The organism is Streptomyces sp. NPDC048290 (assembly GCF_040652095.1).
Lineage (GTDB): Bacteria > Actinomycetota > Actinomycetes > Streptomycetales > Streptomycetaceae > Streptomyces.
This window is the reverse complement of sequence record NZ_JBEZLM010000011.1, coordinates 131,053-143,418: the sequence shown is the minus strand read 5'-3', so window position 1 is coordinate 143,418 and position 12,366 is coordinate 131,053. Positions and strand designations below refer to the sequence as shown.

General features: G+C 73.3%; 12 protein-coding genes. 4 read left to right on the top strand and 8 right to left on the bottom strand.

The genetic code is table 11. The annotated features are described in order from the left end of the window. Window positions 1-19: 19 nt before the first annotated feature. The 4 genes from AB0D49_RS20665 to AB0D49_RS20650 form a co-directional block, all read right to left on the bottom strand. Complete coding sequence (locus AB0D49_RS20665) at window positions 20-3,445, bottom strand: tetratricopeptide repeat protein (RefSeq protein WP_362759149.1); 3,426 nt, start codon at window positions 3,443-3,445, stop codon at window positions 20-22. Between the two features lie 43 nt (window positions 3,446-3,488). Continuing rightward, on the bottom strand, window positions 3,489-3,821 hold the full coding sequence (locus AB0D49_RS20660; RefSeq protein WP_362759147.1) for a trypco2 family protein: 333 nt from the start codon (window positions 3,819-3,821) through the stop codon (window positions 3,489-3,491). A gap of 244 nt (window positions 3,822-4,065) precedes the next feature. Next, window positions 4,066-4,509, bottom strand: coding sequence for an Lrp/AsnC family transcriptional regulator (locus AB0D49_RS20655; RefSeq protein ID WP_362759520.1), 444 nt, complete (start codon window positions 4,507-4,509; stop codon window positions 4,066-4,068). Window positions 4,510-4,683: 174 nt separating this feature from the next. After that, on the bottom strand, window positions 4,684-4,956 hold the full coding sequence (locus AB0D49_RS20650; RefSeq protein ID WP_362759145.1) for a hypothetical protein: 273 nt from the start codon (window positions 4,954-4,956) through the stop codon (window positions 4,684-4,686). A 9-nt stretch (window positions 4,957-4,965) separates the two neighbouring features. On the opposite strand from AB0D49_RS20650, the gene AB0D49_RS20645 reads away from it, so the two are divergent. Then, window positions 4,966-5,496, top strand: coding sequence for a hypothetical protein (locus AB0D49_RS20645; RefSeq protein WP_362759144.1), 531 nt, complete (start codon window positions 4,966-4,968; stop codon window positions 5,494-5,496). Window positions 5,497-5,709: 213 nt separating this feature from the next. On the opposite strand, the gene AB0D49_RS20640 is transcribed toward AB0D49_RS20645, so the two are convergent. Then, on the bottom strand, window positions 5,710-6,786 hold the full coding sequence (locus AB0D49_RS20640; protein ID WP_362759142.1) for a nuclear transport factor 2 family protein: 1,077 nt from the start codon (window positions 6,784-6,786) through the stop codon (window positions 5,710-5,712). 126 nt (window positions 6,787-6,912) lie between these two features. Here AB0D49_RS20640 and AB0D49_RS20635 point away from each other — a divergent pair, with 126 nt between their 5' ends. After that, window positions 6,913-7,521, top strand: coding sequence for a LysR substrate-binding domain-containing protein (locus tag AB0D49_RS20635; RefSeq protein ID WP_362759140.1), 609 nt, complete (start codon window positions 6,913-6,915; stop codon window positions 7,519-7,521). Here AB0D49_RS20635 and AB0D49_RS20630 read toward each other — a convergent pair. Then, complete coding sequence (locus tag AB0D49_RS20630) at window positions 7,413-7,979, bottom strand: L,D-transpeptidase (protein WP_362759138.1); 567 nt, start codon at window positions 7,977-7,979, stop codon at window positions 7,413-7,415. The two genes, AB0D49_RS20635 and AB0D49_RS20630, sit on opposite strands and share 109 nt — an antisense overlap. A gap of 274 nt (window positions 7,980-8,253) precedes the next feature. On the opposite strand from AB0D49_RS20630, the gene AB0D49_RS20625 reads away from it, so the two are divergent. Further along, window positions 8,254-9,207, top strand: coding sequence for an XRE family transcriptional regulator (locus AB0D49_RS20625; protein WP_362759136.1), 954 nt, complete (start codon window positions 8,254-8,256; stop codon window positions 9,205-9,207). 103 nt (window positions 9,208-9,310) lie between these two features. On the opposite strand, the gene AB0D49_RS20620 is transcribed toward AB0D49_RS20625, so the two are convergent. Beyond that, complete coding sequence (locus AB0D49_RS20620) at window positions 9,311-10,060, bottom strand: trypsin-like serine protease (protein WP_362759134.1); 750 nt, start codon at window positions 10,058-10,060, stop codon at window positions 9,311-9,313. A 388-nt stretch (window positions 10,061-10,448) separates the two neighbouring features. Here AB0D49_RS20620 and AB0D49_RS20615 point away from each other — a divergent pair, with 388 nt between their 5' ends. Further along, window positions 10,449-10,973 carry a hypothetical protein gene (locus AB0D49_RS20615; protein WP_362759132.1) on the top strand — a complete coding sequence of 175 codons (525 nt, stop codon included), beginning with the start codon at window positions 10,449-10,451 and terminating at the stop codon, window positions 10,971-10,973. A gap of 75 nt (window positions 10,974-11,048) precedes the next feature. Here the strand turns inward: AB0D49_RS20615 and AB0D49_RS20610 are convergent, their stop codons facing one another. Beyond that, window positions 11,049-11,987 carry an acetamidase/formamidase family protein gene (locus AB0D49_RS20610; protein ID WP_362759130.1) on the bottom strand — a complete coding sequence of 313 codons (939 nt, stop codon included), beginning with the start codon at window positions 11,985-11,987 and terminating at the stop codon, window positions 11,049-11,051. Between the last annotated feature and the right edge of the window lie 379 nt (window positions 11,988-12,366).

The following is a 12,366-nucleotide window of genomic DNA, read 5'->3' as shown; positions in this document are numbered from 1 at the left end:
AGGGGCGCGCTCCCGCCCCTCACCCCAGCGCCTCGACGCGGGCGATCCGGGCCGTGTCGCCGCTGTCCATCGCCGCGCCACGGGCGATCTCCAGTGCGGTGGCGGCCTCCGCGCGGCCCGTGGTGAGGAGGAGTTCCGCCCAGTCCGTCGCCGCGTCGGCCAGTTCCGCCGGGGACACCGGTCTCGTACCGGAGGTCGCGGCGAGGGTGCGCCACGCCGTGACGGACTCGGCGAGGGCGGACGCGGCCTCGTCGGTCCGGCCGAGCGGGGCGAGCGACGCGCCCAGGCCGTGCAGCGCCTTGGCCAGTTGTGCCGTGTACGCGCCGGGGCTCGACCGCTCCAGACGACGCCGGATGTCGACCGCTCGGATGCTGTGCTCGACGGACTCCGCCAGGCGTCCCAGGGACCGCAGCCGCTGGGCGAGGGTGTGCGAGGCCATCGCGAAGTCCCCCTCGTGGGCGGTGGGGTCGTCGGCGGCGAGCGTGCCGTAGATCCGGGCCGCCTCCGCCGCGGCCTCCAGCGCCTCCTCGTCCTGGCCGGAGTCGGCGAGATCGCAGGCCAGCCCATTCAGCGAGGTGGCCACGTAGGGGAGGTGGCGCTCCGGGTGGGCCTCGGCGAGGGCGCGCCGGATCGCGACCGCCTCCCGGCCCGCCTCGGCGGCCTGTGCGGGACGGCCCAGCACGGCGTGGCGCAGGGCGATGTTGTTGAGGCAGATGCCGAGGTCGGGGAGGTAGGCGTCGGGACGGTCCTCGGCGAGTCGCCGGGTGAGGCGCAGGGACTCGGCGGCGGCGTCCAACGCCTCCTCGTGGCGGCCGAGTTCGCCGAGCACATTGGCCTGGTTGTTAAGGGCGAGGGCGAGTTCGGAGTCATAGGTGTCGGGGTCGTCGGCGCTCAGCGCGCGGTACAGGTCGACGGCTTCGCGGGCGGCGGCTGCGGCGGTGTCGAGGCGGCCCAGCCGCATGTGCCGGTCCACGACGGCGGGCAGGGCCATGGCCAGGACGGGGCGCAGGGCGTCCGGGTCGGTGGCGGCGCGGCGGCGCAGGATGCGCACGGCGTCCTCCGCGGTCTCGAAGGCGCGGGCCGTACGGCCCACGTACGCGAGCCGGTTGGAGAGGTTGATTAGATGGCGGGCCAGGTCGGTCTCATGGGTGTCGGGGTCCGTGGCGCACAGACCGCGCCGGATCTCGACGGCTTCCTCCATGAGCGGGACGGCCTCGTGGTGGCGGCCGACCGCACCGAGCCGGTTCGCCAGGTTGTTGAGCGCGACGGCGCGCCGGGTGGCCCGCTCCGGATCGTCGGTGCCGGGCGGGTAGCCGACGGCGTCGACCAGGCGGCGCGCGAGATCCACGGCGTCGTCGGCGAGCGCGCGGGTCATGGCGGGCAGGGCCTGGTAGAGCCGTGCCACGGTGTCGAGGCCGAGTGTCTCGTCCGTGGCCAGGGTGTGCACGGTGGCGACCAGGGGGGCGGGGTGGCCGGTGCGGGTGGCGGCCTCCACCGCGAGCGGGCCCAGGGCGTCGGGGCGGCTCACCACGGTCGTGCGCAGCCGGGACGCCAGGGCCGGAGCGTGGCGGGCGGCGCGGGCGAGCACCAGCAGCGCGCGGAGCGCCTGATGGGGCTCCGCCCTGGACAGGGCCCGGTCGAGCAGGGCGGGTTCGCGGTCGCTCTGCCGGGCGATGTGGTGTTCGCCGAGCCGGTCGGGCTGGAGGCTTCCCCAGTGGGAGTCGCCCGGATACAGGTCGCTGAGCCAGGCGGCGGCGCGGTGGCGTTCCGCGTCGGACAGCGGCGCCAGGTCGTCGAGGCCGGTGAGGGTCTCGACGGCCTCCCGCTCGTCCTGGGCGCCGCAGAGGGTGGCGGTGGCGACCAGGGTGGCGAGGGTGCGGCCGGGCAGGGGCAGCCGGTAGGGCGCCGCGGTGACGCTGTGCCGCCAGTACCGTTCCTCGTGCGCCAGCAGTACGTCCTCCGGGCCGTCGCCGTCCTCGGTCTCCACCTGGACGGGCCCGGCCTGGAGCAGCGCGGCGAGGGCCGCCATGTGCAGGGCGAGGACGCTGTCGTACCGCTCGTGCGACACATCGGGGGGCGGGGGCAGGGTGTGGGCCAGGCGGGTCCAGTCGGCGGGTGGCAGCCAGTCGAGGCGGCTGAGCTGTCCGGCGAGACCGGTGGCCGCGTCGGTGAACAGGTCCCGGCGCTGGCGCTCGCCGGTCGCCAGGGCCCCGAGCGGATGGACGGTCCGCCGCCCGGCCGGCAGGTCGGCCAGGCGGGGGGAGGCCCGGCGGGTGGCGTCCCACCAGTCCCCGGCGGCGCGCGCCAGCAGCAGGAGCCGTATTCGGGTGTCGGGGGCCGCGTGGTCGACGAGGGTGTGGATCAGTTCGCCGCGGATCTCGGCGTAGTCCACGACGATCAGCAGGGGGCGGGTGGTGCTCGCCACGGCCGCCAGGGCGGTGGTGTCCGGGAGCAGGGGCGGGCGCAGCCCGTCCGAGACGACACCGCAGGTCCAGCCCCGGGCGCGCAGTCCGGCGGCGAGGCGCAGGGCGAGGCGGGTCTTGCCCTGTCCGCCCTGGCCGGTGAGCAGCCGCAGATCGAGCGGGGCCGGGCCGTCGCACCAGGTGCGCAGCTCCGCCAGCTCCCGCTGACGGCCGTGGAACGGCACGACGGCGTGTTCCGCGCGCAGCAGTCCGGCGGGTGAGCGGGGTGGTTCGGCGGGGGTGGCGGGCGCGAGCAGACCGGCGAGTTCGACGGGTTCCAGGACCGGTGGCCGTCCGGTCGCCGTGGCCACGGCGGCGGTGAACTCGGGGTCCTCGGCGAGGGTCTCGGCGCGGGTGGCGATCAGTCTGCGGTGGGCGAAGCCGCTCGCCTCCTGGACACACAGTCCGAGGACGAGGTCGTCCGCGAGGAGGGCGGCGCCCGACATCCCGGACCAGGGAACCGGGTCCAGGTGGCCTGGGTCCCCGTCGGGGGCGGGGACACTGCCGAGGACGTCGACCCGGTAGGTGCGGCTCTTGGCGAGGCTCTGCGCGTCGACGGCGGCGCGTATGTGTTCCGGTTCGCGGACCCCTCCGTCGGGCCGCCGCACGGCGTACGGGAAGCCGATGGCCTCGCAGCCGACGGCCGGCCGCTGACCGGTGAGGAAGCCCCAGCGCACGGGCCGGGCCCTGGTGAGCCGTCGGCCGTGCGGGTCGGTGATCTCTATCAGGGCGGCGTCCACGGACCGGTCGAGCCGCCACCAGCGGACCACGCCGTCCAGGAGCGCGCGATGTCCGCCGACCCGGAGTCTGATCTCCTGGCGGGGTGCCGCCGTGCCGTCCGTGTCCACGACCACATGGGCCGCGGTCAGGATCGTGCGGTCGCCGATCAGATAGCCGCTGCCGACCCGGTATCCGCCGGTGCCCGGCGCCGGGGCACGGGACCAGACCTCGGCCACCCGCGCGCTGCGCAGTCCCCCTCGCACCGTTCCCCCTCTCCCCCGCAAAACGCTGCCCGCCGCCGTGTCGTCACTCGTCCGGGATACGGTCCTCGGCGCCGCTGATCAGTGGGTCTCCGGCGAGGCCGAGCGTGAGGCTGATGCGGTGCGTGGTCTGGCGCGCCTGCTGGCCCCTGCCCTGGAGCGAGACGACCCAGAACTTGAATCCCCCGTCGCCCCCCGCCTCACGCCGTACGTCCACGGCGAGTTCCAGGTCGATCTGTTCGACGGTGAAGCGCAGTCCCGCGTCGGCGCCCGCCGCCGTCGCCTCGGTCAGCTCCGCCCGCAGGCTCTTGAGCGCGTCGGCCAGCCCCCAGGCGTCGTCGTGCCCGGACCGCCGCCGTCCGCGTCCCCACCATCCCATGGCAGGACAGTACGGTCCCGGCGCGGCGGGGACCGGTCGTTCGCAAAACCCGCCCCGCCCGATCACACCGCGCGACCGGACGGGCGGGTCGTCCCGCGTACGGGCGTCGCGTGGGCGGGAGTTGGGGATTCCCCGATGCCGCCGTGGTCGTCGTGCTCGCACGGTGGAGGCGCGTCCCATCCGTGTGTTCCGCAAGGCGGGCACCCGGTCCCCGGAACGGGCACATGGTCTCCGGGTCTCCGGCTCAGTCAGGAATGTCCCAGGTGAACCGGTGCGCGTGGATGGCGAAGTACGGGAACGACTCGACCGCGCGGACGCCCGGTGCCGCGCGGACGCCGTCGTTGATCAGGGTCGACAGCTCGTCCATGGTGCGGCACACGACCTCGGCGAACACATCGAAGGAGCCCGCCGTGGAGACGAGGTAGATGACGGGGTCGAGGCGCTCCAGCGCCCGGACGACCTCGCGGACGTCGCCGTCGACCTTGACGCCGAGCAGCGCCATCACCGGCAGTCCGACCTTCAGGGGGTCGGTGACGGCGGCGACCTGGAGCAGCCCGCGGTCCCTCAGCCGCTGCACCCGGGCGCGTACGGCGGGCGCGGACAGGCCCACCTCCTTGCCGAGGTCGGTGTAGGACGTCCGGCCGTCCCGCTGGAGCCGCCGGATCACCATCCTGTCGACTGCGTCCAGTTCGATACGGGCCGCCACGTGATCGCACTTCCTTCACCCGGGGATGAGGACGCGACCGTACCAAGGCGACGGCCCCGGGACGGGCGCTCCGGGAACGTTGGCCGTATCGCCCCGCAGTCCGCGCCGCCCGCCGGGTCCGGCCACCCCCACCGGACCGCCCGGTCCCGCCCCGGGTCAGTCAGCCCGTGCCCCGCGCAGCAGTTGGCGTACCGCCTCGGCGGCGAGGTCGTCGGGGCGGTGCTGCGGCGGGAGGGAGTCGGCGGCGGCGAGCGCGGCGATGCCGTGCAGCGCGGCGAGCAGGATCACGCCGAACCGCTCGGGGTCGCCGGCCGGGGCGTCCTCGTCGCCGAACAGCCCGAGGAGGAGGTCCGCGCAGGTCGCGGAGGCGACCCGCACCTTGTCAACACCGGCCTCGGCCTGGAGACCACGGCGGCGCTGGCGGCCCATGGCGCCCAGGTGGTGCTGGCCGTGCGCGACCTCGGCAAGGGCGAGGACGCCGCCGCCCGGATCACCGCCCGCACCCCCGGCGCCGCCCTCTCACTCCAGCGCCTCGACCTCAGTGACCTCGCCTCCGTACGCACGGCCGCCCGTGAGCTGCGCGAGCGCCATGAGCGCGTCGATCTGCTGATCACCTATGAACTCCAGCGGCGGCTGGCGGACCGGCACACCACCGTCGCGCTCGCCGCCCACCCCGGCGGCGCCAGCACGGAGCTGACACGGGACACCTTCCCGCCGCTGCGGCTGCTGATCGACCGGCTGGTCCTCCCGCTCGCCGCCCAGAGCGCCGAGATGGGCGCGCTGCCGTCGCTGCGCGCGGCGACCGACCCGCACGCGAGCGGCGGGCAGTACTACGGCCCCGACCGCGTCCTCGGCATGCGCGGCCACCCGCGGGTCACCCGCTCCAACGGCAAGTCCTACGACACCGGGCTCCAGCGCCGCCTGTGGTCCGTCTCCGAGCGGCTGACCGGTGTCGTCTACCCGGTCTGACCCACGCCACCGTGAACCCGGACCTCACGTGCGTGTATGTCTCGGGGCAGGGCACGGACAGCGCCGGGCGGGCCAGGCGGACGCGGGTCGAGGGCGAGGCGGAGAGCGCGCTGTTCGCGCCGGTCCCGCGCACGTACCTGTTCCGCCCCGGGTGCGTCCAGCCGCCCCGCACGGCATCACATCGCGGCATCAACCGGGCCGCGCTGCGGGCCGTCAGGACTCGATGGTCAGCGACTGGAGGCGATTGAGTTCCGCCTCCGGTACGAGGGAGCCGTCCCAGACCGCCGTGAGGTGGGTGATACGGCCGTCAGGATCCAGTTCGAGGGCGGTAGCGCCGCGCCGTACGGGGCCGGTGGCCCGGGTCCATTCGTAGCCGCCGCCCAGTGCGCCGCCCACCACATGCCGGACGCGGGTGCCGGGGCCGTAGGGCAGGGACGGGAGGGCGCGGGTGAGGTAGGCGCGCAGGGCGATCGGTCCGGTGACCTTCGTGTGCAGGACCATGTCCTCGAAGACACCGTCGGCGCCGAACAGCGCGACCGCGGCGTCCACGTCGCCGGAGGCCAGCGCGGCGGCCAGGGCGTGCGCGGTGCGCCGCAGCGCGGGCGCCGCGTTCTCCCCGGCGATGCCCTCGCCGAAGTCCTCGGGGAACTGGTCGGCGGGGGTGCGCTGTTCGGCGATGTCCTCCAGGGTGAGCTGGCGGCCGTCCCAGTAGTCGACCCAGCGGGTGATCCGGCCGTCGCGGAAGTCGACGAACCCGAGCGGTCTGAGTTCATGACCGAAGAGTTCGGGGCTGTCGACGAACAGCACCACCGCGCCGCTGGAGTCCCCGAGGATCTTCACCGGGTACGACTCGGCGGTCGCGGGCCAGGTCGGCATGATCTGGCCCAACATGTCCTTCAGCGGCTGCCAGGTGAACGACCAGCCGAGGATCGCGTCCACGTAGGTCACGTCCCGGGTGAAGTGCGCCACGGTGGCGTCCACATCGCGGTTCGTCTTGTCGGTGAAGTAGCGGGCGAGCCGCCCGACCGTCCGGGGCGTGGCTCTGCTGATGTCGACGGTGTGCCCCAGGACGCGGGTGGTGCCGGGCAGTTGGCCCTGGCCGGTGGCGCCGGTCGCCGGGGCGGCGGTGGCGGGCACGGAGTGCAGGGCGGCGACGGCACCGGCCGTGGCGGCGGTGGCGATGGCGGCGGTGAGCAGCCGACGGCGCGCCGGGGCGGTGCGTCCGGCGTGCGGGGCGCCGTCCGGGGCTTGCTGTGAGGGGGCGAACGGCGTGCGGGGCGCGGTGTTCATGGCGGGCTCCTTCCGAACGTTTTGATTGAACGTTGAATGAACGTTGAATAGGCTTCCGCCATTCCGCCATCAAGTCCAATGAAAGGAGGTGACCGTTCCCATCGCTCCGGGTGATGGCCGTCCGGCATGGCCTTGGTGTCTCTGCCCGGCCCGTGCCCGGCCGGTGTGGCGCTGACCCGGCTCACCACATCCGCGCTGGACCTCGCCGTACCGGCGGGCCATCCGCTGGCCGACCGGACGAGTGTGCCGCTCACCGACCTGGCCGACCTCGATTTCGTGGACTCCCCCGTGGGCCACGGGAACCGGGCCGTCACCGACCGCGCCTTCACCGTGGCCTCGCTGAACCGCCGGATCGCCGTGGAGAGCACCGGCATCGCCACCGGCGCCGAGTTCGTCCGCCATGGGCTCGGCGTGGCCCTGCTGCCCCGGTTCGCCCTGGCCGGGGTCCCCGGGGTGACGGCGATTCCGGTCCCTCGCGGTGCGCGCGGACCGTCCGCCCGGTGCCGCCGTGGCGGCGATGACGGAGCCGGCCCAGGAGTTCGTGTCGACCCGGCCCTGAGCGCCCGGCAGGGGAGCCGGTCCCGCGCGGTGTCGCCGCGGGACCGGCTCAGGACGCGCCGACCGCGTCAGCTGACCACCTTCAGCTTCTTCAGCTTGCTCCAGCCCAGGTCGTCGAGCCGGTTGAAGAGGTTCTTGATGTGGGACGGCCTGAGCTTGATGCAGCCGTTGGAGTAGTAGTCGTTCGGGTTCTCGTCGGTCCACCGCTCGGACTCGATCCGGCCCTGCTGCCCGTTCGGCCTCATCTCGCTGTGGATGAAGAGTTCGGTGCGCCGGGTGCCCGCGTGGCAGCTCTTGTCGGAGAGCTTGATGACATAGCCGTTGATGATCCCGTCGAAGTTCTTCCGGTGGAACTCGATCTTGTAGTCGCCGTTCGGCAGCCATCCCTTCCCGACGGCGCAGGTGTTCTTGATGGTGCCCGATCCGGCCTTGTAGTCGGCGATGACCTTGTCCCGCCCGGGGACGCTCTGCTTCAGGTAGAGCCGGGAGCTGGTCACGCCGCTCTTGTCGAACACCAGGTAGTACGAGGCGGCGGCGCTCGCCCCGGGGTCCGCGGCGGCGTGACCGGCCGCCCCGGCGAGCAGACCGGACGTCAGCGCCGTCGCGACGGTGAGTGTGGTGAGGTGCTTGCGCATACGTGGTCCCCTGTGAGAAGGCGCGAGGAAGTACCGGCGACGGCCGGTGTGTTCGCGCGGAGGTCGGATGTCAGCCGACCGTGGCGAGCGTTCGCCCGGCCGGCTCCCTCACCCTGCCGAGGTGCCACCGGGCCCCGCAACAGCCCCCGCAGTCCGGGACAGCGCACGGGCTGTCCGGGCTGGTCAGCGCGGTGTCCGGACACCGTCCCGGACAGCCGAGCATGGCGGAATCCGCCGTTGTCCGCCCGGCCGGGCCCGGAACAGACTGATCTCCATGGGGAATCTGGGGCGCTTATCGCCCGACGAGACCGAGGACACCGCCGCCCTTCTCACACTGATGCGGCAGCTCAAACTCCGATCGGGGCTCACCTACCGCGAGTTGGAGGAGAAGGCCGCCCGCAACGGGGATGTGCTGGCCCGCAGCACCCTGGCCGATGTGCTGAGCCGTTCGACACTGCCGCGGCCCGATCTGCTGGCCGCGTTCGTCCGTGCCTGCGGCGAGGAGGAGCGGGTGGGCCTCTGGCTGGAGGCCAGAGAACGCATCGCCGCCGACGCCGTGTTCACACCGGAACCGGCGCCCGGACCCGGACAGGCCCCGGCCCCGGCGGGCTCCCCCGCGACAGCGACAGAGACGGCGACCGCGACCCCGGCGGCGCACACCGGCCGGTCCGGGGCGAAGCAGACACTGTGGATCGCCGTCGCCCTGGCCGCCGTCGCCGCGCTGGCCGTCTGGGGGCTGTCCCTGGACGGCGACGACGGGGCCGCCGCGCCGTCGGCGCTCCCCGACGGCTGGGTCACGATCCACCCGGTCCGCACCCCGGACCTCTGCCTGACCGACGGACGCGACCGGGAGGGCGCCTACGGCAGCGCCGTCACCGTGCAACTGCCCTGCGCCCACGCCACGGTGCCGCGCACCTATCTGGAGCCGATGGGCGAGGGCCTGTACCGCATCCAGTGGCACCACCCCCAGGAGGGCAAGGGGTGTCTGGCGGTCATGGGCGCCGATCAGCTCAAGGGCATGCTGGAGCCCCGGGTGAACTGCGCCCAGGGCACACTGTTCCGCTTCGAGTCGGCCACCGCCTCCGGTACTCCGGGGTTCCGGCTGCGTCCCTCGACCAGCAGCCGGTGCATCGGACTCGTCGAGGACGACACGGCCGAGGGCGCCGAGGCGATCGAGGAGCGCTGCACCGGCGGCGCCGACCAGGTGTTCCAGGTCCGCGCGGGCTGACCACGCGTCCACCGGCGGCACACGGCACCGTAAGCACCGCACAGGGGACCGCCCCGGCCGTCGCCGTGAGCGGTCCCCCGGGGACGCGTCGGGTCAGGGGCGGTCAGACCCCGGCGATGGACTGGACCCAGGAGCGGTACGCCGTCACGTTGGTGTACGCGGTCGTGGTCTGCCGGTCGCTGGTGGAGGCGACGCCGACCTGGATGCCGCCCGCCATCATCGGGCCGCCGGAGTCGCCGCCCGCGGTGATGCCGTCGCCGCGGCGGGCGCAGATCGCGTTGCCGTTGTAGGCGTCACGGCAGCCGCCGGTCACGATGACATTGGCGACCTTCAGGTACTGGGACTGGCAGTTGATCTCGGAGCCGCACTGCGAGGTCGCGCCCCAGCCGTAGACCTGCACGGTCTGGTTGACCGAGACCGAGCCGGGCTGCCCGAGCCGGGCGTAGGTCGCGCTGACCGAGCGGTCGAGCTTGACCAGCGAGAGGTCCGAGGAGGCGTGGTTGTAGACGGCGCTGCCGTTGGCCAGGGTGCCGCCGCTGGTCTGGTCGAGGCTGCCGATCCGGAACGAGAGTCCACCGCCGCTGACACAGTGCTTCGCGGTGAGTATCCAGGTGGGCGCGATGATCGTGGCGCTGCACGTCTGACGGCCGTTGGAGAACAGCCGGGCCGCCCAAGGGGCGTTGCTCGCATAGCCGCCGCCGATGATCGGCAGGGCCTTGGTGCCCGCCTCGGCCTGGGAGCCGCTCACGGCGGCAGGCGCGGGGGCCGGGGTCTGCGCCACGGCGGTGGGCGCGAGCGCGACCGCGCCGAGCGCGGCGGTCACGAGGGCGGGGACGAGTCTGCTGATACGCACGAGTCTTCTCCATCATGTGGGGGGTGGAGCCCTGCGGGGATACGCAGGAGACGCATGGACGGACAGGGGTGACTGTTACGTCCATGACAAGTTTGGCGTGGGAGAGAATCTGACAGACCCCGCGCCGCCCGCACAAGGGGTCGTCCGGAGTGACTTGTGTGCCGTGTGCCGTGTAAAGGGGACATCAGGACAGCGGAGACCGGCCAGCCGGACCGCAAGGCCCCTGGCCGGACGGCGGGTTGAAGCCACGGTGACGGCGCCATGGCCGCTCATCACGCGCGCCGCACCCTCTGGCGGACACGCGTAGACCTCGGGCACCATCTCCCTGCACGACCTGCCCAGCCGCCCCCCAAGGACAGTACGGCCCCCCGCAGGAAGGTCCCCCCTCATGAAGATCCGCTCCGCCCTCACCGCCCTGGCGCTCGCCACGGCCCCCGCTCTCACGGTGCTCGCCGGCGCGGGCGACGCCCTGGCCGCCCAGAGCGGCTCCCAGGCAGCCGCGGTCACCAAGGTCTCCCACGCGACCGCCACCTCCATGTTCAGCTCGGTCGGCATCACCTGGTCGTCGTCGGGCAACTGCTCCAACCGCAATGTGCCGACCTGTACGTCCTTCGACCAGCTCAACCTCGCGACCGCACAGGGCGCCCAGACCCTCAAGCGGTCCTCCGGCTGCGCGCTGAACATCACCGGCGGCACGGAGACGGGCCACGCCAGTGGCACCTACTCGCACTGGAACGGCTACAAGCTGGACTACGGCAAGAACACCTGTGTCACCAACTACATCAAGGGCACCTTCACCTATATCGGGCTGCGCGGCGACGGAGCCCCCCAGTACCAGTCCGGCGCGGGCAACATCTACGCCGACGAAGGCAACCACTGGGACGTCCTCTACTACAACTGCGGCGGCTGCTGACACCGGGTCACCCGGCCCCGGGTCCCCGTGACGTACCTCCCGTACGGGACCCCGGGCGGGCCGGTGACGACGGCCCTACTTGCCGCCCGCCGGGAAGAACGCCTTCGGCAGATACGCCGAGACGACCCAGTTGGGGGCGTCGACCAGCTCGGTGATCCGCAGGTCGACGGCCACGCTGCACAGCACATAGGCGTCGAGGGGGGCCAGCCCGTAGGTGCGGCCGAGATGGTCGATCATGGCGCGGGTGGCGTCCCTGGCCGCGTCCATCAGATCCGGTGCGACGCCCATGGTGGCGTAGAACCCGGCCCGGTCGTCCCCGGCCCGCACGGGTCCGGCCGTCTCGAACTGCGGTCCGGCGATCCGCCGTCCCTTGTGCAGCCGGACGCGGGCCGCCCCGGTCATCGACGCCTCGATGGCGCTCACACACAGCTCGCCGTCGCCCTGGGCGGCGTGCGGATCGCCGAAGGCCAGCCGCGCGCCGGGCACCTGGACCGGCAGATAGAGCTTGGTGCCGGTCACCAGGTCCCGGCAGTCGACATTGCCGCCGAAGTGCCCCGGCGGCAGCACGCTCTGCGGCTCCGGCGCGTCCGGACAGACCCCGACGACCCCGCAGAAGGGGCGCATCGGCACCGACGCGACCCCGAGGAAGTCGGCGTGCCGCCCGTCGCTCAGGTCCCACAGATGCAGATGAGCGTCCGGGAAGTCCTCGGCGAGCAGCCCGAGCCCCGGAAGCACCGCCGTCCAGCCCCAGTCGACGGACCGCATCTCCAGGAACTCCACCTCCAGCACATCCCCGGGCTCGGCCCCCTCGACCATGATCGGGCCCGCCAGCGGATAGACCAGGTCCCAGTCGAACCCGGCGACCGCGCCCGCCGTCGAGTCCGGGGTGAACTGTCCGCCGGTCGCCTCGGTCAGCTCGAACTCCACCGTGTCGCCGTCCGCCACCTCCAGCACCGGTTCATGCTCAGACGACCAGAGCCGATGGGGGCGCTTCGGTACGGGGTGGTGGGTCATGGGACCGTCCTCACCTGGTCGGGGACCTGTCGGGGCGCCTCGGGGCACCTGCTGTCGACTGCCCTGGACTCTGCCTTCGGGCCGACCGGAAATCAAGCCTGTGGGGCAAATCGATGTGACTCAGGGGCAGCACGGGGAGCACTGCGGGCCGCATGTGCCGGTGCCCCGGACCGACCGGACGGGTGGGCGGCACGGTGGACACCGCTGCCGGTCACCCGTCCCGGTGCCCCGGACCCACCGGCCGGGTAGACGGCACAGTGGACACCGCTGCCGGTCACCCGTCCCGGTGCCCCGGACCCACCGGACGGGTAGACGGCACAGTGGACACCGCTGCCGGTCACCTGTCCCGGTGCCCCGGACCCACCGGACGGGTAGACGG